Raw genomic sequence first — 26,573 nt, 5'->3', positions numbered from 1 at the left:
CTCGACAGAACGCTGCTATTTTGCCTTCGCCTTGGCTTTCGAGCCGCCCCTGCCCACGACGGAAGCGGCAAACGATGCCGCACCCCTTGCCGCGACGACGACGGCGCCGGCTGCCACATTGGCCGTGGCCTTGACCGTGCGCATGGCGCTGCCCGACAGCGAATCGCCAGTGTTTGCCGGCTTTTTGGGCTTTGCCACCTTGGGCGCGGTCTTCGCCGCGGCAGGCACCACTTTCTTCGGCGCCGCCTTGCCGAAAGACGGCTTGGCGTCCTTGGAACGCTCGGCGATCGCCGGACCGGCGCCTGCCTTCGATTGGGTTGCCTTGCCCTTGGCGGGCGCGGGTCTTCTTGCCTTTTGTGCCATCGGATGGAATCCCTCTTCTGGCCGAATTGCCTGGGGAGATAACGGCCTGAAAGTCTTAAGGTTCCCCTTGAAGAATCCTTACAATCACGCCGAAACGCCGATCACCAGGTCAGCGGTCCGGCGGCGGGCAAGCACCCGGTCGATGTTGGGCATGTCGTTGGAGGCGATCCAGGCGCGGGCATCCGCGTCGGAGCGGCCATGACCGTGCCAGCGCTCGAGCAGGCGGCGCTCGAGCTCGTCGCGCGGCACGTCGACGAAGATCGAGAAATCGAACAGCGGCGCCAGCCGCGACCACGGCTCCTCGTCGAGCAGCAGGTAATTGCCCTCGACCAGGATGAACTTGGTCTCGGTGGCGACGATCGAGGCGGCGGCGCGCGACAGTTCCATGGTGCGGTCGAAAACCGGGATGGCGATATCGGGTTCACCGGCGCGGATCCGTTTCAGCAAGGTTTCGAAGCCGGCAAAGTCGAAGGTTTCCGGTGCCCCTTTGCGCGCGCGCAAGCCGCGCCGCTCGAGCACGATGTCGTCATAGTGGAAGCCATCCATAGGCACGACTTCCACGGCGCCTTCCGGCAGCAGGTCATGCAGGCTTGCCGACAATGTCGACTTGCCGGCACCCGGCGGACCGGCAATGGCGACGACGAAGCGTCGCACCTTGCCGGCGCGCTTGAAGATGGTGGCGGCGAGATGGGCGATTTCGGACATGAGAGCCTCTCTCTGGCAGGAGCTTCAAATCCACCATGTTCCGCATGATGATTTCGGCCACATCTTGGCGGCAGTCGGCGGAAATTTCAAATCCGCATTGATGCCGCGCACTCAGGCAGCCACAGGCTGGCCGATGCGCAGGAAATCGCTGTCGAAGGGAACCTCCCAGGTCGAGCTACCGGCCGCCAGCCGCATGCGGCCGTTCGCCGTGGTGACCGCCTGTGGTGGCTCGCCGCCGGAGAGCGGCATGGCGCCGATGACATGGCGAAAGGAAACGCTGTGGCCTTCGCGGAGCGCAAAGGCGGTCGCCACCCCTTCGCGCTTCAGCCAGTTGTCGCCGATCGACGCGGCATGGCCGACGGACGCGCGGCCATCCTCGATGCCGAGCACGCCGCGATGGCGACCGCTCCACGGCGCGTAGTCGCGCCCGGCATTGCTGAGCCACAGCATGGTGATCGGCAGCTCGGCCGGGTTCTTCAGCACCAGCACCAGATCGCCTTCGGCCTGGCGCGCCAGTGCCGTCCAACCCGGCCCGCCATGATCGGCCTCGACCAAAGTGACGAAATCCTCGCGACGGTCGTCCATGCAGTACTGCGTCAGGTCGAGCGTGCCACCGCCGGCGGCGGGGAAATGGCTGAGATCGGTGGACCGCGCCGGATAGGCCAGCATGAAGCGGCCGCGTGCGGGATCCGGCTCCAGTGGATCGTCGAGCGTCGCGGCGAACCGCTTTGGCGAAAAGGCCAGCTTGCCGCCGCCGGTCATCGCCGTCATCGGGTGATGGGCGACCGAGATCGCGCCATGGCCGCCGGAAAACACATGCTCCTGGTAGAGGAAGGGATGGTCGTCGCGCAGCGTCAGGATCTTGTCGACCGTCGCGCCCATCACCTTGTGCCGCAAGCGGAAGCTGGCCCGCCAGCCATCGTTGGTCGCGGCGCTGTCGGTGACATCCCAGGCGCTGTTGGCCGGCCAGCCATGCAGCGGCGCCTCCTCGACATCGCTGCGCGAAAACGGCGCGCAGAGAAAGTCGCCGGACAGGCGGACGGTGCCCTCGGGCAGGTCTTTCGGCAGCGTCTCGCGCGGCTCATCGATCCACGGCGCGCGATGCAGCGGCTTGAGCTTCCGCCCGCCGCCGTCGACGACCATGTCGGCGATGTGGCCGACCGTGAGGTCGAGCGAGACCGAAATGCCTTTTGCCTTGATCGTGCTGATAGTCATAGCGCTCTCACCGATTCTGATGGGCGGAACAAGAACCCGTTCGGCGCGGCTTGCGCAAGCACCGCGTAAGGCATTTTGCATCAGGCACAATGGAAACCGTCGGGTCGGCGCTGCCCCTCATCCGCCTGCCGGCACCTTCTCCCCKTATAGKRACGGGGAGAAGGGAACTGACCGCAACGCCCGCGCTTTCTCTGCAACGCTGGTGATCGGCGAAACCGTTGACGACAGCGCCCCTCTCCCCGTTCCTATACGGGGAGAGGATGCCGGCAGGCAGGTGAGGGGCGGCGCAAACGCCGGGCAAGGCAAATCTCGACCCGAAGCCATCGCCATGAAAGGCTTACTGCCGTTTGTATTCCCGCACCGGCGATTTGGTGCCGTCGGTATAGGTGACCTGCACCGACATCGACGTCACGCTGTCGGCAACCTTGATGTAGCCCTTGGCCTCGTAAGGGATGGCGTAGGGGTCTTTCTTGTCGCAGGCTGGTATCTCGAACGACTTGTCGAGCGCGGCGCCGTTGAGGCTGTAATGCACCTCCTTGATGGCGCAGCGGTAGGACAGCATCTGGGTGAAATAGACCAGGCCGTGATTGCCGCCGGAGTCGAAGGCGATCCACGAGGTCCAGAACTGGTCGAGGATCTGCTTGTCGCCTTGCTGGAGTGCTGCCTCCGGGTCGAAGCGGATGTCGAACGGGCCGGTCTCGCGCCCCCTGATGTCGAGATATTTGAYGGCGATGGTGCCGGCCGCGGTGCTGCCAGGCAGCTCGAAACTCGGATTGGGCATCGGCTTGCCGGTGGTCTGGTCGTTGAGCGCCAGGAAGCCGGTGTCGGTGAACGGGCCGCTGTCGCCCATGCGCCAGGAGATGGCGGTCGCCGGCTCGGGCAGCGAGATGGTCATCGACCAGCCCTGGTTCGAGCGCATCGGCGTCAGCGTCGGCACGAAGCGCGAGGGATCGAGCACGTCGCCGAGGGCTGCCAGCCGGCTGCGGCTGCGGTCCAGCCAGTCGGCGAGCTGGGTCTGGTCGACGAAATATTTGAGCAGTCCGCCGTCCTTTTCGTAGGACATGAATTTGGTCAGCGCCTTGGCCTCGTTGCGCTTGTCGGCCAGCGGCTGGGCGCCGAGGCGGTCTTCCGAGAACTCCTGCGCCAGCAGGAAATAGGCCGGTGCGAAATCCGGATTGGCCGCGATGAAGGCGTTGAGCTTGTCGAGGCGCTGGGCGTCGTCGAACTGCAGGATATGCACGAGCTTGATCGACAGCGCCTTGCCCTTGTCGGAAAGGGCGCCGAACACCTCGCGGGCGCCGGCCTTGCCGTCCTGGACCCTGAGCAGCGTGGCAAAGCGCGTGTAGGGGTCGATGGCATCGACATCGAAGCCCGCGAAGGCGAGGTAGGAGCGCCGCGCATTGAGCATGTCGCCCGACAATTCGTAGACGCGGGCGTTGTGATAAAACTCATCCGGCCGCTTCGGCTCGGCGATCGCCCCGCCCTGCGCGGCAAGGGCGGCAAAGCCCTTGGCGATGGTGTCGATCGAGGCGGCGATCTGCTCGGTCGTCGCTTGCAGCTTCTCGGTCTGGGCCTGCTGCTGCGCCTGGCCGGCGGCCAGCGTCTCGGTCTGCTTCTTCACCTCTTCGGCGGTCTTCTGCACCTGCGCCGTCTGCTGCGTCTGCTGCTGCTGGGCCGACGCGATCTCGTCGGTCTTCTTCGCCACCGTGTCGGTCGACTGCTTGACCGCTTCGACCGTCTCTTGCGTCTGCGTGACGGTCTGCTCGATCTTGGCCACCTTCTCCGAGACGATGCCCATCGATTGCTGCAGCCCGGCGATGGCTGGCACCAGGCTGGCGATCACCCCGTTCTGCGAGTTGGTCTGCTGTTGCAGGCCGTAGACGCCGCCGGCGACGGCGGCGGCGCTGGTGGCGAAAATCAAGGCCGGCAGTGCCTTGGCCGCCAGCACCAGCCGCAGCACGATGGCAATGGCAATGATGACCGCCGCCACCGAGGCGACCAGCGCGATATAGGCGGCGAATGGCGCCAGCGGATTGAGGACGTCGGAAGCGGCACCCCCGACAAAGGCGATGCTGCCGGCCCATTTGCCGGTGCGGCTGAGTGATGCCTTGATAAGCGACGGCGCAACGCCGCCAGCCCCGATGTTCGTCATGCCCAAGCCCCCCAAGCCGACAGAATGCCACGCCCCTTCCCTCAGGAAGCGCGGCTTTGGCAAGGGAAGACAGGAAACAGGCGATTTCGGGGCGGCCCGCAAGCTTGGTTCCTCGCCCCACGAAGTGGGGAGAGGTGGCTCGGCGAAGCCGAGACGGAGAGGGGGCCGGCGCCGGCTGCGCCAAATGATCCGAGACCTTCGTTCGCACGATGGCGCTTTACGAAATCCCCCTCTCCGTCCGCTTCGCGGCCACCTCTCCCCCGCTCTGCGGGGGCGAGGAACCCAAGCTTACGATGACAATCCTGGGTATGACCGTCATTAACCAGTTGGACGCAGCTGGCGCGTTACGTTAGCTTCGGCTCATCTCAGCAACAGCATGACCAGAACAGACTTGCCCTTGTCCAACCCGCGTCCACTTCCGCTCGTCCAGAGACTTTTTGCGGCCCTTGGCCTGTTGCTGCTGCTTGCCGGCTGCACGACCGTGACGCCGCCGGATGCGGTGCTGGCGGTGCCGGCGCCGCCGCAGAAATATGCCGCCATCGTCGTCGACGCCAAAACCGGCAAGCAGCTGTTCGAGGTCAACTCGACGGCGCAGCGCTACCCGGCCTCGCTGACCAAGATGATGACGCTGTACCTGCTGTTCGAGGCGCTGGAGTCCGGTCGCGTCACCAAGGCGACGCAGATCCCGGTGTCGGACCACGCCGCCTCGCAGCCGCCGACCAAGATGCGCTTCCGGCGCGGCGAGACCATCGACGTCGATTCGGCGATCCGCGCCATTGTCGTCAAGTCGGCCAACGACGTGGCGGTGGCGGTCGGCGAATATCTCGGCGGCTCGGAGGAGCAGTTCGCCGCCATGATGACCGCCAAGGCGCGCCAGCTCGGCATGGTGAGCACCGTGTTCCGCAACGCGTCGGGCCTGCCCGACGGCGACCAGCACAGCTCGGCGCGCGATATGGCGGTGCTCGGCATGGCGCTGCATTCCCGCTTCGCGCAGCAGTTCCACTATTTCTCGGAAAGCGATTTCATGTTCCGTGGCCGACTGGTGCGCGGCCACAACGACATGCTCGGCCGCGTGCGCGGCGTAAACGGCATCAAGACCGGCTACATCAGGGCCTCCGGCTTCAACATCGTCACCTCCTACGACGCCGACGGCCGCCAGTTGATCGTCGTGGTGATGGGCGCCGACAGCGCCCGCCAGCGCAACGACCATGTCGAGGCACTGATCCAGCGCAGCCTGTCGCCCGCCATGGCCGACACCAAGACCAGGCTGATGTTCGCCGAACAGCAGTGAGGAGTGGTCCGCGCAGCGGACAAAAAGCCAATTGCTTGGCTTTTTGAACGACGAACGCCCTGAGCCTGCGAAGGGCGAGCTGCCGGTAGCAAGCATCGAGCCACTTTCGCGCCCGGCTGCCCGCCAACGGATTGCCCGGTGAGGGCAATTGTGCTATAGATTCGAGTACGGTGCTGATTTGCGCCAACTGACCTACTGGACGAGTAACCCGCCGCGAGGCGGGTTTTTTGTTGCGGTCGCTAACCATGCCGCGACTTCGGAGCGCTGCCGCGGTGCTGAAGTTCGTGTGATGTCGGCGGGACAGCACCCCCCTCTGTCCTGCCGGACGTTCGTCGTTAGGAAAGCCAAGCAATTGGCTTCCCGTCCGCTACGCGGACCGCTCCTCAACCCCCGCAAGGAGGGAGATTGGCAGTTTGCTCTGACGGCTCCTTTTCTTCGACGTTGGGGATTGGCGAAAGCCGTTGTGACATCCAATCTCCCCCCTTGCGGGGGAGATGTCCGGCAGGACAGAGGGGGGTGGGAAGGATCGCTACCGAACGAGTTTCCATCCCGCCGCCGCATTCTTCGGCCATGCCAACCGCTGCCCTTCAGATCGATCACAAGAACTTGTACGCCATGCGAAATCCGTCGCGAAACTGGCGATGTTGCGGCATAGGCGTATCGTCAAGCTGAGCACCCCCATCAGGAGCCCGCACCATGAGCACCGTCCCCAAAACGCCGGAGCAGCCGGCAGACAACCAGAACGATGGCGGCGGCGAATATTTCGAGGCGCCGACCATTGGCGAGCATGAGGCCGAACATGGTTCGGACGAGCACTCCGAGGTGCCCGAAGTGCCGGATTCGGAGCCATCGGCCCCAGGCGCATCACACGCCAAGCCGAAGAAAAAGCCATCGGCGATCTCGGGCCGGAAATTCCGCAAGCGCGATCTTGTCCGCATCGACACGCTGCGCCCCAGCCTTGCCGACCGCATCCATGCCGACCATCCGGACCTGCCGCCCGGCGCCCGCATCAGCCGCGCGGAGCTTGGCCGCTACCGCATGCGCTACATGGAGGAGCTGCTCCAGCAGGAGCATGGCGAATTCTCCGAGCTCGACCGGCAGGTGGTCGAATCGATCGCCAGGCAAGACACCATTTCCGAAAACAGCGAGGAGGAGTTCGAGGAGCACCGGACATTTGCCGACCGTGTCTCCGACAACATGGCCGCTTTCGGCGGCAGCTGGTGGTTCCTGATCTCCTTCGCCACCGTGCTTCTGGTGTGGATCGGCATCAACCTGCTCGAGGGCACRGTGAGCGCCTTCGATCCCTACCCCTTCATCCTGCTCAACCTTCTGCTCTCCTGCATTGCCGCCATCCAGGCGCCGATCATCATGATGAGCCAGAAGCGGCAGGAGACCAAGGACCGCCTGCGCTCCTTCAACGAATACCGCGTCAACCTCAAGGCCGAGCTCGAAGTGCGCCATTTGCACGAAAAGCTCGACTACCTCATCTCGCGCCAATGGACCCGCCTGGCCGAAATGCAGCAGATGCAGCTCGACGCCATGCACGAACTGACCGGCGCCAAGAAGCCCAAGCGCGCGCCACGCAGGGCACGGGCGGTGAGGAGCGAGGCGGGGTAGTAGGGCGGAGCGCGGTGCGAGGTCGAACGGAAGGAGCGGGCTGCGGTCACGAGGCGCGTCCCAGGAAAGCTCCGGTTCCTCGCCCCCGGGCGAGACCGGTGGCTCGCCCCGGCAAGGTGGCTCGGTGAAGCCGAGACGGAGAGGGGGAGCGCCCGCACCCGTGAGAGGACCAACCATCAACGGACGCCGCCAATCGCCAATTGCCCGTTGAAGCCTGCCCCGGCTTCCGCTAAGAAGCCGTGACTTGCCGGTTCACCGGCTGGTTCGTTTTCCGGATCGCCGGGAAGCACCCGTAGCTCAGCTGGATAGAGCGCTGCCCTCCGAAGGCAGAGGTCACAGGTTCGAATCCTGTCGGGTGCGCCAACAGCCTGAGGGTCCATTCCGGACACATAGGTTACGGTTTATACCGGAGACATGGGTAGCACTTTGGGCCCAAGGGGCGGGCGCACCGGCCCACCATCCCACCCCAGATAGTGGCTCTCGCCCCCCCTCACACCACCACAAAATCTGCGTTGGTCATCGCCAGGTTCGCCGCCACCGTGGCGAAATGCTTCGAGCCGCCCGCGGCATCGCCGTTGCTGTCATAGTAGAGCCAGCCGGTGTCGGTCTCGTAGATGATGTGCTGGTTGGCATCGGTGGCGGTGCCGGAGGCGTTGGCGGTGAACTGGTCGGCGCTCAGCGTGCCGTTGCCGGCAAGTGCGGCGAAGATGGCGTGATCGAGCACGATGGTGTCGTCGACCACCGAGAAGTCGGTGATGGTGTCGACATTGACGACGAGGCTGAGTGCGGTGGTGAAGAGGAAACTGTCATGGCCCAGCGCGCCGGTCAGCGTGTCGTTGCCGCTGAGGCCGTTGATGATGTTGTCGCCGGAATTGCCGGTGATGACATTGTCGATGTGGTTGCCGGTGCCGTTGATGGAGGCCCCGCTGCGCAGGTTGAGGTTCTCCAGTTCCTGGCCGGAGAGATTGAAGCTGACCGAACTGTTGACCGTGTCGGTGCCCTGGCCGTCGAGCTCGATCGCCCGGTCGCCGGCATTGTCGACGAAGTAGATGTCGTTGCCGGTGCCGCCCTGCATCATGTCGGCACCGGCCTTGCCATCCAGCGTGTCGTTGCCGCCAAGCCCGAAAAGCGTGTTCGCGCCGGCATTGCCGGTGAGCGTGTTGCCGGTCGAGTTGCCGGTGCCGTTGAGGTTGCTTGTGCCGGTCAGCGTCAGGTTTTCCAGCTCCTGGCCAGAGAGGTTGAAGGAGACGGAACTGAAGACGCTGTCGGTGCCCTGGCCGTTGAGCTCGAAGATATGATCGCCAATATTGTCGACGAAATAGGTGTCGTTGCCGAGGCCGCCTCGCATCGTGTCGGCGCCGACGAGGCCGTCGAGGATGTTGTTGCCGCTGTTGCCGGTGATGTCGTTGATGGTCGAATTGCCGGTTCCGTTGATGTTGCCCGTGCCGAGCAGCATCAGGTTCTCCAGCTCCTGGCCGGAGAGGTTGAAGGAAATGGCGCTGTTGACCGTATCGAAGCCCTGGCCGTTGAGCTCGATGACATGATCGCCGATGTTGTCGACGAAGTAGGTGTCGTTGCCGAGGCCGCCCTGCATGGTGTCGGCGCCGGCCATGCCATCCAGCGTGTCGTTGCCGCCCAGGCCGAAGAGCGTGTTGGCGCCGGCATTGCCGGTGAGAAAATTGCCGGTGGAATTGCCGGTGCCGTCGAGGTTTGCCGCGCCAAGCAGCGTCAGGTTTTCCAGCTCCTGGCCGGAGAGGTTGAAGGAGACGGAACTGAAGACGCTGTCGGTGCCCTGGCCGTTGGCCTCGATGATATGGTCGCCGGCATTGTCGACATAATAGATGTCGTTGCCGACGCCGCCTTGCATGGTGTCGGCGCCGGCCTTGCCGTCCAGCGTGTCGTTGCCGCCCAGTCCGATGAGCGTGTTGGCGCCGGAATTGCCAGTGAGGACATTGGCGGTCGAATTGCCGGTGCCGTCGATGCTTGCGGCGCCGAGCAGCGTCAGGTTCTCCAGCTCCTGGCCTGAGAGGTTGAAGGAGACGGAGCTGAAGACGCTGTCGGTGCCCTGGCCGTTGAGCTCGAAGACACGGTCGCCGGCATTGTCGACATAATAGCTGTCGTTGCCGGTGCCGCCTTGCATGGTGTCGGCGCCGCCAAGACCGTCGATGACGTTGTCGCCGCTGTTGCCGGTGATGGTGTTGGCAAGTTGATTGCCGGTGCCGTTGATGGACCCTGTGCCGGTCAGCGTCAGGGCCTCGATCTCCTGGCCGAAGAGATTGAAGGAGACGGAACTGAAGACGCTGTCGGTGCCCTGGCCGTTCGCCTCGATCACCTGGTTGCCGGCATTGTCGACAGTGTAGGTATCGTTGCCGAGGCCGCCTTGCATGGTGTCGGCGCCGCCAAGGCCGTCGATGATGTTGGCGCCGGCATTGCCGATGATGGTTTGCGCGAACTCATTGCCGGTCAGGGTGATGGCGGTCGTGGCGGCAACATTGTCCGTCGCCAACGTCTCGATCTGCTGGCCCGCGGCCAGTGCATAGCTGACCGAGGTCCGGACGGTGTCATAGGTGCCTTCGCCCGCCGCCTCGAACACCTGGTCGCCGGCATTGTCGACGGTGTAGATGTCGTTGCCGGCAAGGCCATGCATGGTGTCAGCGCCGATGCCGCCATTCAGCGTGTCGGCGCCCGCCGTGCCGATCAGATTGTCGCCGTCGCCATCGACCCCGTGCACGGCGATGGTCACCGTACCAATGCTGCCGCCGGCGAGCGTATAGGTGAAGCTGTCGGTTGCGGTCGTGTTGCTCGCACCCGACGATGGGCCCGGCAGGTCGTTGAAGACACCATTCGGGTCGTAGTCGAAGGTGCCGTCCGCATTCAGCGTCAACAGCGCGCCGGAGGCCAGCGTGATCTCGGTGCCGACATTGCCGGCGACGCCGTTCACGGCGGCGACTGAAAGCGGATTGTCGATGTCGACATCGATGCCGTCGCCATTATCGGCGAAGACGTTGAAGCCCGGGCCGATCGCCGTCGCCTCGTTGGTCGAGAAGGAATCGACCGCCGCAAGCCCGGGGTCGTCGACCGCCGCCACGTTTATGCTGACCGTGGCGACGTCCGAGGTCGTCGTTCCGTCACCGACCTTATAGGTGAAGCTGTCAGCGCCGTTGTAGTTGGCGTCCGCCGTGTAGCTCAGCGATCCGTCGGCATTCAGCGTCAGCACGCCGTGGGACGGGCCGTTGACCAGCAGCGCCGTCAGCGGATCGTGGTCGGCATCGCTGTCGTTGGCCAGCAGGCCGGACGCCGCAATCGTCAGCTGCGTGTCCTCGCTGGCGTTGTAGCTGTCGTTCGCGGCTACCGGCGCGTCGTTGACGGCGGAGACGTGCACCGTCGTCGTTGCCGTATGTGTCTGTAGATCGCCGTCGAAGCTCACCGTGACGGTGCGATCGGCGGCCGATGGGTCGGCGCCGTTGCTGTTGGAATAGGTCAACGCATGCAGCAGCGTTTCGAAATTCGCGTTGTTCAGCGAGAGATCGAGAGTGACGGTCAGGTCATGTCCGTTCTGGCCATCGCCACCGGCCGTGATCGTTCCGACGGTTACCCCGCCGACCGTGACGACGCTGCCGGCGGTGAGACCGTCGGAAAGCGAAACATCGCCTGAGGTGTCGAAGCCAAGCACGTCCTCGGCCGCCGTGCCGCCGCCGGTGATCGAGACCGTGAGATGCTCGGGCTGCGCCAGATTGTTTGAATCGTAGGTATAAAAGACAGTGCCGTCGGCATCGGCCAGCGAAGCGGCGGTGCCGGTATCGAGACGGACAGCCGGCTCGTCCTCGGTGAAGGTCGCCGCGTCGCCGTCGAGACCGGCAAAGGTCGGCAAGGCATACATGCCGGCATCGCGGCTGGTGTCGTTCTGGCCATCGATCAGGCTGAATGCACCTGTCAGGCCGGTTGACTCGGACACGTCGCTGTCGGTCGCGTCGTTGGAGACAGGCGAGTCCTGCGTCGTCAGCACATATCCCGAGGGCGCCGTGAACTGCAGCTGATAGGAACCGGGCAGCAGATTGGTGAAATCGTAGTGCCCGTTCGCATCGGTGGTGGCGGTTGCCAGGATGTTATGCGCCGCGGATGTGTCGACAAGTGAGACGGAAACGCCGGCAATTCCCACCTCGCCGGCGTCCTGGCGACCATTGAGGTTGATGTCGTTGAAAACGAAATCGCCGACCGTGGCGGGCACAGCCATACCGGCGTCCACATTGGAGATGTCGGCGTTTTCCACGAGGACGATCGTCGGCGCGATGCCCAGGGAATTGACGTCGCTGTCGAGGGCGGCATCACCACCTTGGTTCGCCGGTGAGAAAATATGGCCGTCGGCGTCGAACTGGACAGAATATGCGCCATCCACGATGTCGGTGAAGGAATAGCCTCCATCGAGACCGGTCGTGGTCGAGACGTCGACCGCGTTGCCGAGATGGTCCGTGCCTAGAAGGTGCACGGTAATTCCGCCCAGCACGGCACCGTCGTCATTGATGCCGTTGCCGTTTTTGTCGTCGAACGCGGTACCGCTGATCATGTTGTGATCGAGCCCGGTCAGCGCCAGCGCATTGCCTGCGCCACCTGGATTGCCCGCGGCATCGGTATAGGTCGCGCCGGCGACGCCGATGCTGCCATGCACCGCGTTGGTCGTGAAAATGGCTGTCCGCGTCAGCCCCGTGCCGGTGATTGCGCTGAGCGTACCACCACTGACGGTGACATCGCCGGTCGTGCCGTCCCACGCGAAGGTCGAGCCGGGGTCCTCGCTGAAGGTGAAGGTGATCGTTGCCGATTCGCCGGCGTGGATCTGGTCGCTATCGCTGGAGATCGTCAGGGTCGGCGCGCTGGTGTCGAGGGTAAAGTCCAGCGACGACGTTGCGGTGTTGCCGGCGGCGTCCGTTTGGCTCGCCACGATGGTGTGCTGGCCGTCCAGCAGGCCGGTCGGCGTGAAGGCCCAGGCGCCGGCGCCGTTGGCTGTCGCCGTCCCGGCGACGGCATTGCCGTCGACGGTGAAGTGGACGATGGCGTTGGCGTCACCCGTTCCGGTCAACGTCGCGACGTTGGTGATGGTGTCGCTGCCCGAAACGCCGGTATCGGTCTGGAGATGGTTGGTCACCGCCGGCAAGGTGGTGTCGAGGGTGAAGGTCAGCGACGCCGTTCCGGTATTGCCGGCGTTGTCTGTCTGGGTCGCCACGATGGTGTGCTGGCCGTCCAGCAGGCCAGTCGGCGCGAATGTCCAGACGCCGGCGCCGTTTGCGGTCGCCGTCTGGGCGATTGGGTTGCCGTCGACGGTGAAGTGGACGATCGCGTTGGCGTCACCCGATCCCGTCAATGTCGCGACATTGGTGATGGTGTCGGCGCCGGAAATGCCGGTATCGGTCTGGAGATGGTTGGTCACCGCCGGCAAGGTGGTGTCGAGGGTGAAGGTCGTCGACGAGGTTCCGGTGTTGCCGGCGTCGTCGGTTTCGCTCGCGATGATGGTGTGCGGGCCATTCAAGAGGCCGGTCGGCGTGAATGTCCAGACGCCGGCGGCGTTGGCGGTCGCCGTTTGGCCGACGAGCGTGCCGTCGACGGTGAAATGCACGATCGCGTTGGCGTCGCCCGTCCCGGTCAGGGTCGCGACGTTGGTGAGGGTGTCGATGCTGGAAATGCCGGTGTCGGTCTGGAGGTGGTTGGTCACTACGGGCGTGGTGGTGTCGATGCCGGTCAGCACGACGTTGTCGAACAGCGTCTGGCCAGTGCCGATTTCGGTGATGAGGACCTTGACGGCCAAGCCGCGTGTGGTCGCGTCAAGCGCGGCTGTGTTCAGCACGTAGTGCGCGACGCTGCCATGTGCCTGCACAGCCGATGAGGTGTCGTAGTCCTGCGAGGCTATCTGGATCCCGCCCGCGAACACCTGCACCCGCACAGTGGTTCCGTTGCCCGTGTCGGCCCGGCTCCCGAGGTCGAAAGCGACACTGTAGCTGTCGAAGTTTCCAGGCGCGTTGACCGTTTGCGATACGCTGCTGCCGTTACCCAAAAAACCGATATTGCTGCCGGCAAAGCCGGTCGAAACGGCTGATGTCGGCGCGAAAGCGCCGAAGGAGCCGATCCCGGTCCATCCCGTCAGCACACCAGCCACCGTATTGCCGGCAGTGTGATCGATACTCACGCCGGGGCCGGTGTCCGACAGATCGATGAACTGGAAATCGCCGTCAGCGAGAAGGTTGGAGATCGCGATCGTCGTGTTGCCGTTGACGTCGGTGGATGTCACGAAATGATTGCCGAGATAGCTGTGGGTGACATCGAGCTGCAGGATCTCGCTGCCGCCGGAAGCGCGTGTGATCGTCAGGATGTGGGTGCCTGAATCGTACGAGACGCCGGTCGCCGAACCAAAGCCGAGCAGTGAAATCGTGTCGGATGTGCCGAAATTCTTGAGCTGGTTGGCGATGTTCACACCCGAAGCGAGCTGCAGCGCGCCATGGCCGAAGAAGTTGATGGCGCCCGATCCGGCGGCGGTTGTGTTGGCCAGTGAAAGCGTGCCGCTGTAGACGGTGATGCCGCCGGCAAAGCCGTTGGCGCCACCCAGTTGCAGCGTTCCAGCGCCTTTCATGACGATGCCGCCGATGCCGTCGCCGTCCTGGATGACGTCGTTGATGGTCGAGATCTGCCCGAGCGCCGTCGCGAAATTGATGGTCGTGCCGTGCAGGAAGATGCCGGAGCCGGCTGACCCGCCGCCGCCGCCGCCCTGGACCCCGATGCCCTGATTCGGGCCCGCCGCCCCTCCTTGCACTGCGCCACCGGAGATCGTGCCTCCGGCGATGGTCAGCGTGCCAAGCGTATCGACGAAGATGGCACCGCCTGCTCCCAGGCCGCCGCCGCCGCCGGCATATCCGGCATGGCTGAAGCTTCCGACGCCGCCTCCGCCAGCGCCCCAGCCGCCATTTCCAGGCACATTGGGTGCGCCGGCAGAAGGTGTGGCCGCGCCGCCGCCGGCGCCGAAGCCACCACTTGCACCACTGCCGCCAGGGCCAGAGCCAGTCCCGCCAATGCCGCCAGCACCGAAGCCGGTGCCATCGTTGAGGAAGCCATTCCACAGGCCGCCATTGGCAAAAGTGCTGCTGATACCGCCGCCATTGCCGCCGATTGCCCGGTCGCCGGTGAAATCGACATTGCTGATCGTCACATTGGCGCCGGCGCCGACGAACAGGCCGCCGCCCAGCCCGGCGCCGCCGCCGCTGCCATTGCCTTGCCACACGCCGCCAGTACCGCCTCTTGCGGTGGTATGGACGATGTCGAGGTCGTTGATGGCGACTGTGCCGTGCTCGATGACGAAGCCGCCATAGGTGTTGGCGCCGTCAATCGTCTGGCCATTGCCGTTGATCGTCAGGTTTTCGCCGGCCGTGAGGAACAGCGACGTCATATTCCCGCTGAGCGTGAAGCTGGTCGTGAAATTGAAGATGTCTGTCCCGGCGCGGCCCGCGATAGCAGTGATCGCCGCGTTGAGGGTGGCCTGGTCGGAAATCGTGAAAGTGGTCATCGTCGTCCCTCGTTAGCGCCCGCACCGACGCCTGGCGGTGATGGCCGGGTTCGCCGCAAAACTTGATCCTCTGGGTTAGCCGCCGACCCTGGTCGGCAAGAGGAATGCGCCAACGCGCCGCGTCCTGGACCGCAGGCGCGCGAGGGGTCGCGCCCCGCCATCCGAAAAGACCTGCCGCTCAAGCGTCATCCGCCCCTTGTGCCCTGCTGGAGCCCGTCGACAGGACACAGCTGTCCGCCCGGATGCCGGACAGCGCATCCGTTTCAAGCACCAAATTCTTGAGGTAACCCAAACCAAACCCAACCGCGGCGGACGCTAGGTCGGGACTTGCTCGCGGTCAATTCGCGGCATTTGACTATTTCTGGGCGGACTTTTGCGTGGCTGCGAACAACCGGGCAGCGACGGCCCTATCGACAATGGAAGACCGAAAGCGCGTCGCCTGTATCTCTTCAGAAGCGACGCGTTTTTTTAGGACACGGCCGCCACGGCCCGCACACTCTCCCGTTCCACCAGCGGGCATTCCAGCTTGGTGATCGGATAGCGTCCTCGCCCTGGCGCCGCGGGCACCTCGAGCTGTTCGATCGCCCATTGTCCCATTGCCATGTGCGGCAGGATCGAGGTCGTCAACGGTGGGAACAAATGCCGGGCGATTTCCTCGTCGTCGTAGCCGACGACGGAAATATCCTGCGGGATGTGCAGGCCGGCTTCCTTCAGCGCCTCGTAGCAGCCGATCGCGGTGCGGTCGTTCTGGCAGAAGATGGCGGTCGGCCGGTCCTTCAGCGCCAAAAGCTTGACGGTCGCGGCATAGCCGGCGCTGGCCGACCAGTCGCCCTCGACCACCAGTTCGGGATCGAACGGGATGTCGGCGGTGGCGAGTGCGCGGCGATAGCCCTTCAGCCGATCTTGTGCAGCCTGCATCCACGGCTCGCCGGTGATGGTGGCGATGCGGCGGTGGCCGTGGCTGATCAGGTGGCGGGTGGAGCTTTGGCCGCCGGCGATCTCGCTCGGCACCACGGCGGGGAAGGCATAGTCCGCCGTGTAGCAATTGAGCAGGATCACCGGGATGTCGAGGCCGTAGAGATAGTCGGGTGCGGTTATCTCGCGGGTGAAGATGGTCATGTAGATGAGCGCCGAAATGCCCCGCTTGGTCAAGGCGGCGATGGCGCGCGGCTCCATGACGGAATCGCCCAGCGTCTGCGCCACCAGAAGCACGTTGCCCGCGTTCCACGAGGCCTGCCGCGCGCCTTCGATGGCGACGACGGCTTCGGGGCTGGTGGCAAGCTGGTCGACGGCAAAGCCAATAACCCCGTCAAGCCCTTCGAACGAGGCCACGGGCGCCCGCAGGGCGGAGAATGCCGGCGCGGCATAGCCGAGGGAGCGCGCGGCCTCGATCACCCGTTCGCGCGTCTGCTGCGACAGCTTGATGCCGGGCGAATTGTTGAGCACGAAGGAAACGGTCGCCTGCGAGCAGCCGGCGGCCCTGGCGATGTCGGTCATGGTGACGCGACCCCTGGCGCTCTTTGCCAGCGGCTTGCGCCGCTTCGCCGTGTCGAGGGTTTCCGGATCCGTCGTCTCGCTCATGGCATCCCCAATCCTAGGCCTGTCTAGCGGCAGCCGGTGAGGCCGACAAGATGGCGTGACATTATCGATTTATAGAGATCGCTGCGATCATTTATATCTATTAGCGCTCTCGAGGTCCATCTCTCACGCAGTGCCACAGGGTTCGAAACCCAAAAGCCACAAGGCTTGCTCTCAGACGCACGCAATGCGCCGGCTCGCCGGCAGGTGCGCCGCGAAACCGCAATACTGCCCTGGATACGGCTCAAAAACTAATACTGTTTACTAATACAAAAATGCGCTGTACCGTCAATCCATCGCATCCGGCCCGGTCGGTCCGGGAGCGGTGGATTGCGTAAAAATAGCCCGATGGCGAGCGGATACTACCTCCGCAAGCTGTGTTTCGGACAAGTGATATGTCTGACAAATCGGACTATTTACGAACGAAGGATGAGTCTCTAAAGTCCATGATCGCAGCTGGAACGACGCCGTTGTTTCGGCGCCGGGACCCTTTGAGGAGGAGGGCGTTCAAGCTGCAGACGGCAAATTCCAGATGACTAAGATCGGTCAGTCGAACGACTGAGCCAAACGGGAGGTTGAACATGAAATCCTTGATACGAAATGCATCCGTAGCCACAGCGGCGCTGCTCATCGGCCTGACGGCGACGGCCATCGCACGCGCCGACGACAAGCCGACGCTGGCCTTCGTCGTCAACGGCGCTTCCGATTTCTGGAAGGCCGCCGAAGCCGGCGTCAAGAAGGCGCAAGGCGAACTGCCGGACTACAATCTCGAGCTCAAATATCCCGAGCAGTCCTCCGTCGCCATCCAGCAGCGGCTGATGGATGACCTGGTTACGGCCGGCGTCAAGGGCATCATGGTCTCGGCCGTCGATCCCAAAACCTCGACCGACGGGCTGAACAAGATCGCCTCGCAAACGGCGCTGTTCACCACCGACAGCGACGCCCCGCAGACCAAGCGTGTCGCCTATATCGGCTCGTCCAACGTCGATGCCGGCAAGCAGGCGGCCGAGATCGCCAAGAAGGCGATGCCCAATGGCGGCAAGTGCCTCGGCTTCGTCGGCCTGCTCGGCGCCGACAATGCCAAGGAACGCATCCAGGGCATGAAGGACGGCCTCGCCGGCACCAAGATCGAGCTCGTCGACGTGCGTGGCGACGACATCGACCAGGCGCGCGCCAAGAAGAACGTCGAGGACGCGCTGGTCGCCAGCCCCGACGTCACCTGCATGGTCGGCTTCTACTCCTACAACACGCCGCGCATCTATGAAGCGCTGCGCGACGCCGGCAAGCTCGGCTCGATCACCGTCGTCGGCTTCGATGACGATCCGATCACGCTGGGCGGCGTCAAGGAAGGCACCGTTGCCGCCACCGTCGTGCAGCAGCCCTTCGAATGGGCCTATCAGGGCATGAAGCTGATGGCTTCCTATCTCAAGGGCGACAAGTCGGGCATCCCGGAGGGCGGCCTGATCATCATCCCCACCAAGATCATCGGCAAGGACGACGTCGACGCCTATGCCGCCAATCTGAAGGCGATGTCCGGAAACTGAGACAGAGCAATTGCGCCGGTCCGGGGTTCGCCCCGGGCCGGCATTCGTATTGACGGGCCGGCGAAGGCCGGTCAGTCTGTGGCCCACCGGCTGCTGTCAGGCGTGATGAATTATTCCGAAACATCCATAACGGCGTCCACCCCGTTCCTCACGCTCGAGAACGTGCGCAAGACCTATCCGGGCGTCGTCGCGCTCGATGGCTTCTCCATGGAGGTCAGGCCGGGCGAGGTCATCGGCCTCGTCGGCGAAAACGGCGCCGGCAAATCGACCTTGATGAAGATCCTCGGTGGCGTCACCAGGCCCGACACCGGCACCGTCACGGTCGACGGCATCGCGCATGACGGGCTCTCGGTCGAAGCCAGCCTCGGTTCGGGCATCGCCTTCGTCCACCAGGAACTCAACCTGTTCGACAATCTCGACGTTGCCGCCAACATCTTCTTTGGCCGCGAGCCGTTGCGAGCCGGCGCACTGAAGCTCGTCGACCGCGCCCGGCTGCGCACCATGGTGGCGCCGCTGCTGAAGCGCGTCGGCGCCAATTTTTCGGCCGACACGCCGGTTGCCGCTCTGTCGCTGGCCCAGCAGCAGATGGTCGAGATCGCCAAGGCGCTGTCGATCAAGGCAAGGCTGGTCATCCTCGATGAGCCGACATCGAGCCTGCCGCTCGCCGAAACCGACAAACTGCTCGACGTCATCAAGGCCTTGAAGGCCGATGGCATCAGCGTCATCTTCATTTCGCACCGCCTGCATGAGGTCGAGCGCGTCGCCGACCGCGTCGTCGTTTTGCGCGACGGCATGCTTGCCGGCACGCTGCAGAAGAGCGCCATCAACCACGACCAGATGGTCAAGCTGATGATCGGCCGCATGCTGAAGGAGCGCGAAAAAGCCTCCGAGGCCGCGCGGGCTCCCGGCGCGGTCGCGCTTGCCGCCAAGGCCATCCGCACTCCTGCCTATCCCAGCCGGCCTGTCGATCTCGATGTCAGGCGCGGCGAAATCCTCGGCCTTGCCGGGCTTGTCGGCTCCGGCCGCACCGAACTGGCGCGGGTGTTTTTCGGCATCGACAGCAGCCTTGGCGGTGCCCTCGAGCTTGGCGGCAAGCCGCTTGCGCTGGGCTCGGCGGCGGATGCCGTCGCCCACGGCATCTTCCTGGTGCCCGAGGACCGCAAGTTGACCGGCATCCTGCTCGACCTGTCGATCGCCCAGAACATCTCGTTGCCCAATCTGCCGGCGCATGCGCGCCGCTCGCTGGTTTCGGCAAGTGCCGAGACCGCCACCGCCGAAAAGCAGAAGAGCAATCTCGGCATCAGGGCGCCGTCGGTGCAGACACGCACCGGCACGCTTTCGGGCGGCAACCAGCAGAAGGTCGTGCTCGGCAAATGGCTGGCCATGAACCCGAAAGTGATGATCCTCGACGAGCCGACGCGCGGCATCGATATCGGCGCCAAGGCGGAGATCTACGGGCTGATGCGGGCGCTGGCCGACGCCGGCGTCGCCGTGCTGATGATCTCCAGCGACATGGAGGAGGTGATCGGCGTGTCCGACCGCATCGCCGTCATGCATGAGGGCCAGATATCGGGCATTCTCGACAAGGACCAGTTCAGCCAGGAAAACGTGCTGCTGCTGGCGGTGGGCAAGCAGCCGAAATAGTTTTTTGCCGCGGGGTCGCGGGAAGCGCGATCTGCTCAGGCGGCATTGGGGAGAAGACGATGAGCAAGAAAGATCTCGGCCTGCTGATCCTGATCCTGGTGGTGGGAACGGTGGTGGCGATCATCAACCCGCGCTTCCTGTTGCCGATCAATCTCGCCAACACCTCGAACCTGATCGGCCTGTTCGGCATCCTGTCGATCGGCCAGGCCTTCGTCATCATCACCGGCGGCATCGAATTGTCGGTCGGCTCGGTTGTCGCGTTGCTGGGAACGCTGTTCATCGACTTCATCGCCGTGCGCGAACTGGACTGGCCGCTGGCCTTCGTGCTGATCATCGCGCTCGGCGCCATCATCGGCCTGGTGCATGGCTGGCTGATCACGCGGCTCAAGCTGCAGCCCTTCGTCGTCACCCTGTGCGGCCTGCTGATCTATCGTGGCGTCGCCCGCTTCTACACCGCCGACGGCACCGCCGGCTTCGCCTTCGGTCAGAATTTTCCTGACCTGGAATTCCTGACGGCCGGCCGCTCCTGGGGCGTGCCGAACAGCTTCATCGCGCTGATCGTCATCTCCATCGTCATGTGGGTGGTGCTGCACCGCTCCGTGTTCGGCCGCTATCTCTACGCCATCGGCAAGAACGAGGAGGCGGCGAAGTACTCCGGCATCCGCACAGGCCGCGTCGTCATGGCCGCCTATGTCATCTGCGGTGTACTGACGGCGCTGTCGGCGATCTATTTCGCCATGTACACGCGCTCGATCTCGCCGGCCAGCCATGGCCAGTTCTACGAGCTTTATGCCATTGCCGCGGCCGTGCTCGGCGGCTTCTCGCTGCGCGGCGGCGAGGGCTCGCTGATCGGCGTCATCCTCGGCACGGTGCTGCTGCAGGAACTGCAGAACCTCGTCAACCTGCTCGGCATCCCGTCCTCGCTCAATTTCGCGGTGATGGGTGGCGTCATCCTCATCGGCGTGCTGGTCGACCAGCAATGGGGCGTGTTCCGGGCAAGGCGGCTGATGGTCGACGCCGCTCGCAAGAACGTGGCCGGTGCGGCCGCGGAATAACCGTCAGCCCCGGCACAGCTCTGTATCGATGAAATGATTGCAGCCGTGGTGTTGTTCTGCGATCCACTGGACACGCACATCGGGCCAAATGCCTGATATCGATGGCGGATGGATGGTAGGCGATGGGTGCAGTTCCTGAACCATTGACGCTCAGGGCCGGGGCGCTCGAGGTCGACCTCGTGCCGCGCATTGGCGGCAGCGTGGGCTCGCTGCGCTGGCGCGGCATCGACCTCATGCGCCGGCTTTCCGATGACGATCGGCAAGCGGGCAACGTGCTTGGCGTCGCCATGTTTCCGATGATGCCCTACGCCAACCGCATCGCTGGAAACGCCTTCGACTTCGCAGCCAAGCGCTGGCAGGTCCAACCGAACAATCCACCCGAAACAATAAACGTGCATGGCAGTGGCTGGAAACACGCCTGGACTGTCGCTGAGGCGAGCGACGCCCAAGCAACGCTGTCGCTGGATATCGCAGCCGGCGTCGAACCCTACTCCTACCGCGCGACGCAGGCTTTCGTGGTGTCCGAGGTAGGGCTCAGCGTGACCATGACGCTGACCAACACGGGGCCGGTTTCCATGCCGTTCGGTTTTGGCCTGCATCCCTGGTTCGATCGCGACCCGAACGTCACATTGCAGTTCGAGGCGACGCGATTCTATCTCGAAGAACCGCAAGGCATCGCGGGCGATCCGATCACGCTTGCACCCGAACTCGACTTCGCCGGTGGCCGGCCTTTGCCCGCCGGCTGGCGCAACAATGACTATGGAGGCTGGACGGGCGACGCGACGCTCCGCTTTCCGGCGCGCGGCGCAGGCTTGCGCATCAAGGCCGATCCCGTCTTCGGACACCTGATGCTGTACGCCGACCCGACGAAACCGTATTTCTGCGTCGAACCGCAGACCAACGCCTCCGGCGCTTTCAACCGGGGCGGATGGAGCGAACCGGACGAAGGCGTCATCGTGCTCGCCCCAGGCGAAAGTGCGGCTGGCACCGTGTCGCTGATGCCCTTTGCCCTTGGGGCTTAGAGCAACAGCGCCAGCCCTACCGATTGGTTCCGCGTGCGGCGCGGCGAACGCTGTGCAACAGGATGGCGAGGCAGCCTAGCAACAGCAGCGCGCCGCCGAGCAGCGGCGGCAGCGCCAGCAGCTTCACCGCCGCCGTGATGATGGCCACCAGGACCAGCGCCAGCAGCGCCAGGCTGCCGTCATCGACGAACATGCCGAAGAATTCCTTGGCCGCAAGACGAATGACGTTCATCGGGCGAGCCCTCCGCTGAGTGTGGGGTAGGCACTGCGCAGCCAGCGCACCATGGCAAACGACGCCAGCGCGACGATGGCGAAAATGGCGAGCAAGGCGAGATCGGCACCCGGCCAGTCGGCGCCGATGCCTTCGCCGGTCCAGAAGATGCCGAAGCTGGTCAGCATCAGCCCGACGACGAATTTGAGTGCATTTTCCGGCACGCGTGCCAGCGGCCGGTGGACCGCCAGGCCGATAAGCATCACCAGGACGAAAGCCGCCAGCGCGCCGAGGCTGGCGTAGAGCGTCTGTCCATGTGCGGCGCCGACCGCAATGACGATGAACACCACCTCGACGCCCTCGAGCAGCACCGCCTTGAACGACGCCAGCCCGGCGAGGTAGTCGGCGCGGCGGTCGTTGGCCTGCCGGTGCAAGGTAGCGGTTTCCTTGGAGAAGGCCGCCTCCTCGTCATGCAGGGCGATGACGCCGACGCTGCGCAGGATGGCCTTTCGCAGCCAGCGCATGCCGAACAGGATCAGCAGTACCCCGACGACGAACTGCAGCGTGGTGATGGGTACGAGCGCCAGCAGCGGGCCGAACGTCAGCACCAAAGCCGCCAGCAGCGCCAGCGCCAGTGCTGCGCCGGTCAGTGCCGGGCGCCAGCTGCGCGTCACCCCGACAGCGAGCACGATGGTGAAGGCCTCGACGACCTCGACGAAGGACGCCAGGAATGCCGCCGTGATCGTCGAAAGGATGGGTGTCAGAGTCTGCATGGAGATTCTTCCTGGAAGGTCGTTGCCCCGGGATCGCGATCCGGCATCATGATGCCGTCAGCACCATACAGCGCTCCAGTGGCAGCGAAAAAGCAAGTGAAGCGCCAATTGGCTCTAGATCAAGCCCGATATGTCGGAGAAGGCCATCGCCTTGCGCAGCACCTCGGCGAAGCGTTCACCGGCCGCCTCGCGCGGGCCGCTGTTGTCGATCGAGGTAACATCAGGTCCCGACAAGGTCACACTGGCGCTTCGCGCCAGCCGCGCCAGCACTTCGCCGCGCGACTCGCGCCCGCGCATCGCCAGCCGCTCGGCCAGCACCTCCGGCGAGGCGGTGATCTCGACGATGGCCAGATTGGCATAGCGCTCGCGCAGCACCGGGATGATCGCGCGCGACACGTTGGCGACGGCAACATGGCCATTGGCGACCGACCAGTCGACATCGGCCGGAATGCCATAACGCAGGCCATGCGCCTCCCAGGAGATGGCGAAGGCGCCATCCGCTTCGGCTTCGACGAAGGCCGCGTCGGCCAGCGTGTCGTGATCCTCGCTCGCGGCATCGCTCGGCCTGGTGATGACGCGGCGAACGAACTCCAGCCGGGTCTCGTCGGCAAAGCGGGCGCGGGCGTAGCCGATCACCGTATCCTTGCCGGCGCCGCTCGGGCCGACGACGGCGACGAAGACGCCGTCGCGGATCGGAAACCTCTCGGCGGACAATTCGCGCTCGATCAAGGCCGAGACCATCATGCGACCCGGCGTCCCTGCCGCCAGACCGTGCGCACGACCGGGACATGGTCGTCGACACGCACGCGCACCAGATCGGCGCGGCGGCCCTGTTCGATGATGCCGCGGTCGGTCAGGCCGACCGCTTCGGCCGGGTTCTTCGAGACCATGGCGACCGCCTGCGGCAGCGAAATGCCTTCGACAACGTCGCCGAGGAAGAATGCCGACTGGATCAGGCTGAAAGGAATATAGTCGGACGACAAGATGTCGAGCAGCCCGTCGCCGGCCAGCGTGCGGGCCGAGACATTGCCCGAATGCGAAGCACCGCGCATGACGTTGGGCGCACCCATCAAGACGCCAAGCCCGGCCTGTTTCGAGGCCCTGGCGGCTTCCTCCGTGGTCGGGAACTCGGCGACGCGCACGCCCTGTTCGATCGCCTCGTCGACATGGCCTGTCGTGGCGTCGTCGTGGCTGGCCAGCACGATGCCGCGCTCGTGGCAGGCTGCGGCGATATGGACACGGTTCGGTCCCGAATTCCGGGCCGATTCCGCCATCCGCTTTTCGCAGAACAGCTTGAAGTCGCGGTCGGTCAATTTCAGCTTGCGCTGGTAGTAATAGGCATAGGTTTCGAGGTTGACGAACTGGCGCTGGCCGGGCGCGTGGTCCATCAGCGATGCCAGCTTGACCCGCTCATCGCCGTCGAAATTGGCGAAGGCCTTAAGGCAGTCCGGCGCCGAAACCTCACAGCGCAGATGGATGAAATGGTCGGCCCGCAGACGATCCTGCTGAACACTGTCCTCGATCGCGTCGGCCAGCTTGCGGATGTCGTCCGATGTCAGGTCGGCGTCCTCGTCCATGCCGACGCGCAAGGCATCGAGCACGGTGGTGATGCCGGCCGTCGCCACTTGCGCGTCATGGGCGAGCACGGCGGCGATCGGGTTCCAGCGCACCTTCGGCCGCGGCGCGTAGTGGCCTTCGAGATGGTCGGTGTGGAGTTCGACCAGCCCGGGAATGATGTAGTCGCCGCCCATATCCTCGCCGGCCATGGTCCCGCCGGTGTGGCCGGTGCCGGCATCGATGCCGGCGATAAAGCCGTCGCGCAGCACCAGCGAACCCTCGACGATCTCGTCGGCAAGCACGATGCGCGCGTTGGTAAGAACAGTTTCGGCGGTCATTTCAGGCAGTCCTTGTTATTCCGGCTCGGTTATTCAGGCGGTTTTTCTGGCAGGGCGGCGCCCGAGCGCGTGATGGGAGAGCACCATGAACGGTGCGCCCGGTTCGGTTTCGACAAACAGCGTCAACGCATCCACCAGCACCGGCTGTTGCAGCACCTCCGCGAACAGGCTGTCGATTGCTGCACGAAGACGAGGGCTTTCCTGTGGCCCCGCCCGGCCGGACAGCGTCATGTGGAAGCGGAAGGTCTCGAAGACATAGGGATAGCCCCACTGGCACAGATTGCGGAATTGGGCGGGCTTCAGCGAGTCCGGGCTGCGCCGTTCGATCTCGGCCTCTGTCAACGGCGCGCGAAACCGGTCGAAACCGAGCACCACGTCATCGGCAAAGCGGTTGAGMGGAGGCAGCGGTCCTTCCGGCACCAGCGCAAAGAAGCTGTCGATCTGGCTGACGACAAGGCGCGGGATCGTCACCACCGGCGTTGCCTCGGCAAAATGGTCGAGTGCCGCGCGCAGCGAGGTCTCCGTCTCGTTGGCAGCCAGCCGGAAGGGGGCTTTCAGCGTCGCATGAAAACCGTAGCGCCGCGCCGAAGCGGTGTGGAAGGCAACTTCCGCCGCCGACAGATCGGCCACCGTCTCCACCGGCCTTGTCGCGCCACCGAACGGGTCGCGGCCCAGCCAGTTGGCGGCGATCCGCGCCAGCGGCTCGTCCTGCCGGGGAGTGAAATAGATGGCGTAGCGCATGAGAAGAAGTCCTCGTTAAAGCGCGCCGCGTTTGAAGAAATGCTGCGACGCGCTTTAAGTCTTGGTTTTTCGCATGTCGTAATCCCAAAACCGCTGCTCACTTTTGGGCGACATGCACTGGCCCCGCTGCCATAGGCGATTTCCATGACGGATTGACGAAGCTTTGAAGGGTTTTCGAAGGCAAATCGACCCGGCAGGTCCTTAGCCGACGATTTTTCCAAGCTGGACCAACAGCTTCACCCAAAACGTGCGACCGGTCAGGCCTTCATCAACCATTCGTGCTCGGGCGCGTTGTGGAATTTCCACGTCCGCTTCGGCCCGGCCATCACGTTGAGATAGTAGAGGTCGTAGCCATGGCAGGCGGCGCAGGGATGATAGCCCTTGGGCACCAGCACGACATCGCCATCCTCGATCGCCATGGCTTCATCCAGCGCGCGATGACCGTTCTTGTCGGCGTCGGTGTAGACGCGCTGGAAGGCAAAGCCCTGCGGCGGGTTGAGGCGATGATAGTAGGTTTCCTCAAGATAGGATTCGGCCGGCAGATTGTCCTGGTCGTGCTTGTGCGGCGGGTAGCTCGACGTGTGGCCGCCGGGCGTGATGACCTCGACCACCAGCAATGAATCGGCCGGTTTGCCTTCCGGCAGGACGTTGGTGACATAGCGCGTGTTGGTGCCCTTGCCGCGCACCTCCTGGCCGAGATCCTCTGGTCTGATCACACGCACCGGCAGGCCGCCGCCGAGGCCCGGTGCCGAGCAGACCGCGAGTTCGAGCTCCGTGTCTGCCGCAACCGACCAGTCCGACCCTTCGGGTATGTAGACCGACCAGGGTTTGCCCTCGAACGGCGACATGCGCTCGCCGAGCAGGCCGAGGTCCTTACCGCCGGCTGTCGCTTTGCCCTTGCCGGTGACGAACACCAGGCAGACTTCGCGATCGCCCGTTTTTCCAGCAGCGCTCTCGCCGGGCCTCAGCCGATGCAGGTCGAAACCGACATAGGTCCAGCCGGCGGTTTTCGGCGTCACATGGGCGACGCGGCCATGGCCCTTGTCGGCCTTCACCAGCAGTTTCGACATCCGGTTACTCCTTCGGTTCGGCCTCGGCCGTTGTCTTGCTCTCGTCGGCCGGCCTCTCGTCGGCCGGCTTGTAGAGATAGAAGAACTGCCACACGGCGTAACCGGCGAAGCCGAGCGCGATCACGCCCCAGAACGGCGTGCCGGTGGCGAATTC

General features: G+C 64.4%; 18 protein-coding genes and 1 tRNA gene. 7 read left to right on the top strand and 12 right to left on the bottom strand.

All coding sequences use genetic code 11. The features are described from left to right. Nucleotides 1-15: 15 nt before the first annotated feature. The 4 genes from ACXJ7R_RS00955 to ACXJ7R_RS00940 all read right to left on the bottom strand — a co-directional run bounded on the left by ACXJ7R_RS00955 (nt 16) and on the right by ACXJ7R_RS00940 (nt 4,435). Nucleotides 16-363: a hypothetical protein gene (locus tag ACXJ7R_RS00955; protein ID WP_457150161.1), complete on the bottom strand. Its 348-nt coding sequence runs from the start codon at nt 361-363 to the stop codon at nt 16-18. A gap of 84 nt (nt 364-447) precedes the next feature. Then, nucleotides 448-1,068, bottom strand: a complete 621-nt coding sequence (locus tag ACXJ7R_RS00950) for a nucleoside triphosphate hydrolase (RefSeq protein WP_457150160.1) — start codon at nt 1,066-1,068, stop codon at nt 448-450. 111 nt (nt 1,069-1,179) lie between these two features. After that, nucleotides 1,180-2,283, bottom strand: coding sequence for a hypothetical protein (locus ACXJ7R_RS00945; protein WP_457150159.1), 1,104 nt, complete (start codon nt 2,281-2,283; stop codon nt 1,180-1,182). Between the two features lie 337 nt (nt 2,284-2,620). Then, nucleotides 2,621-4,435: a methyl-accepting chemotaxis protein gene (locus ACXJ7R_RS00940; protein WP_457150158.1), complete on the bottom strand. Its 1,815-nt coding sequence runs from the start codon at nt 4,433-4,435 to the stop codon at nt 2,621-2,623. 376 nt (nt 4,436-4,811) lie between these two features. Here ACXJ7R_RS00940 and ACXJ7R_RS00935 point away from each other — a divergent pair, with 376 nt between their 5' ends. The 3 genes from ACXJ7R_RS00935 to ACXJ7R_RS00925 all read left to right on the top strand — a co-directional run bounded on the left by ACXJ7R_RS00935 (nt 4,812) and on the right by ACXJ7R_RS00925 (nt 7,706). Next, nucleotides 4,812-5,726: a D-alanyl-D-alanine carboxypeptidase family protein gene (locus ACXJ7R_RS00935; RefSeq protein ID WP_457150157.1), complete on the top strand. Its 915-nt coding sequence runs from the start codon at nt 4,812-4,814 to the stop codon at nt 5,724-5,726. A 696-nt stretch (nt 5,727-6,422) separates the two neighbouring features. Beyond that, complete coding sequence (locus ACXJ7R_RS00930) at nt 6,423-7,343, top strand: DUF1003 domain-containing protein (protein WP_457150156.1); 921 nt, start codon at nt 6,423-6,425, stop codon at nt 7,341-7,343. A gap of 286 nt (nt 7,344-7,629) precedes the next feature. Beyond that, a tRNA-Arg gene (locus ACXJ7R_RS00925) sits at nt 7,630-7,706 on the top strand. Nucleotides 7,707-7,833: 127 nt separating this feature from the next. Here the strand turns inward: ACXJ7R_RS00925 and ACXJ7R_RS00920 are convergent. Both ACXJ7R_RS00920 and ACXJ7R_RS00915 read right to left on the bottom strand, forming a co-directional pair. Continuing rightward, the gene (locus tag ACXJ7R_RS00920) at nt 7,834-14,886 is read right to left on the bottom strand and encodes an SdrD B-like domain-containing protein (protein ID WP_457150155.1); all 7,053 of its coding nucleotides are present in this window, start codon (nt 14,884-14,886) and stop codon (nt 7,834-7,836) included. Nucleotides 14,887-15,354: 468 nt separating this feature from the next. Beyond that, the gene (locus tag ACXJ7R_RS00915; RefSeq protein ID WP_457150154.1) at nt 15,355-16,467 is read right to left on the bottom strand and encodes a LacI family DNA-binding transcriptional regulator; all 1,113 of its coding nucleotides are present in this window, start codon (nt 16,465-16,467) and stop codon (nt 15,355-15,357) included. 578 nt (nt 16,468-17,045) lie between these two features. On the opposite strand from ACXJ7R_RS00915, the gene ACXJ7R_RS00910 reads away from it, so the two are divergent. The 4 genes from ACXJ7R_RS00910 (at nt 17,046) to ACXJ7R_RS00895 (ending at nt 21,729) form a co-directional block, all read left to right on the top strand. After that, complete coding sequence (locus tag ACXJ7R_RS00910) at nt 17,046-18,008, top strand: sugar-binding protein (protein ID WP_095083299.1); 963 nt, start codon at nt 17,046-17,048, stop codon at nt 18,006-18,008. Between the two features lie 105 nt (nt 18,009-18,113). Beyond that, nucleotides 18,114-19,652, top strand: a complete 1,539-nt coding sequence (locus ACXJ7R_RS00905) for a sugar ABC transporter ATP-binding protein (RefSeq protein WP_095084325.1) — start codon at nt 18,114-18,116, stop codon at nt 19,650-19,652. 59 nt (nt 19,653-19,711) lie between these two features. Continuing rightward, nucleotides 19,712-20,707, top strand: coding sequence for an ABC transporter permease (locus ACXJ7R_RS00900; RefSeq protein WP_095083296.1), 996 nt, complete (start codon nt 19,712-19,714; stop codon nt 20,705-20,707). A gap of 122 nt (nt 20,708-20,829) precedes the next feature. Further along, nucleotides 20,830-21,729 (top strand): aldose 1-epimerase, encoded by a 900-nt coding sequence (locus tag ACXJ7R_RS00895; protein WP_457150153.1) that lies wholly within the window; start codon nt 20,830-20,832, stop codon nt 21,727-21,729. A gap of 16 nt (nt 21,730-21,745) precedes the next feature. On the opposite strand, the gene ACXJ7R_RS00890 is transcribed toward ACXJ7R_RS00895, so the two are convergent. From ACXJ7R_RS00890 to iolB, 6 genes are all read right to left on the bottom strand, one after another. Beyond that, on the bottom strand, nt 21,746-21,961 hold the full coding sequence (locus ACXJ7R_RS00890) for a hypothetical protein (protein WP_457150152.1): 216 nt from the start codon (nt 21,959-21,961) through the stop codon (nt 21,746-21,748). Further along, nucleotides 21,958-22,713: a COG4280 domain-containing protein gene (locus ACXJ7R_RS00885; RefSeq protein ID WP_457150151.1), complete on the bottom strand. Its 756-nt coding sequence runs from the start codon at nt 22,711-22,713 to the stop codon at nt 21,958-21,960. The genes ACXJ7R_RS00890 and ACXJ7R_RS00885 overlap by 4 nt, the downstream gene beginning before the upstream one ends. Before the next feature lie 114 nt (nt 22,714-22,827). Then, a complete protein-coding gene (phnN, locus tag ACXJ7R_RS00880) occupies nt 22,828-23,457 on the bottom strand; it encodes a phosphonate metabolism protein/1,5-bisphosphokinase (PRPP-forming) PhnN (RefSeq protein WP_457150150.1) in 630 nt (209 codons plus the stop codon). Continuing rightward, a complete protein-coding gene (locus tag ACXJ7R_RS00875; RefSeq protein WP_095083284.1) occupies nt 23,454-24,608 on the bottom strand; it encodes an alpha-D-ribose 1-methylphosphonate 5-triphosphate diphosphatase in 1,155 nt (384 codons plus the stop codon). The genes phnN and ACXJ7R_RS00875 overlap by 4 nt, the downstream gene beginning before the upstream one ends. Before the next feature lie 33 nt (nt 24,609-24,641). After that, nucleotides 24,642-25,349 carry a DUF1045 domain-containing protein gene (locus tag ACXJ7R_RS00870; protein WP_095083282.1) on the bottom strand — a complete coding sequence of 236 codons (708 nt, stop codon included), beginning with the start codon at nt 25,347-25,349 and terminating at the stop codon, nt 24,642-24,644. A gap of 257 nt (nt 25,350-25,606) precedes the next feature. Further along, nucleotides 25,607-26,419 (bottom strand): 5-deoxy-glucuronate isomerase, encoded by an 813-nt coding sequence (iolB, locus tag ACXJ7R_RS00865; protein ID WP_457150149.1) that lies wholly within the window; start codon nt 26,417-26,419, stop codon nt 25,607-25,609. Between the last annotated feature and the right edge of the window lie 154 nt (nt 26,420-26,573).

The organism is Mesorhizobium sp. P5_C1 (genome assembly GCF_054049815.1).
Note: the sequence above shows the minus strand (reverse complement) of the source record. Positions and strands in the feature narration are given on the sequence as shown.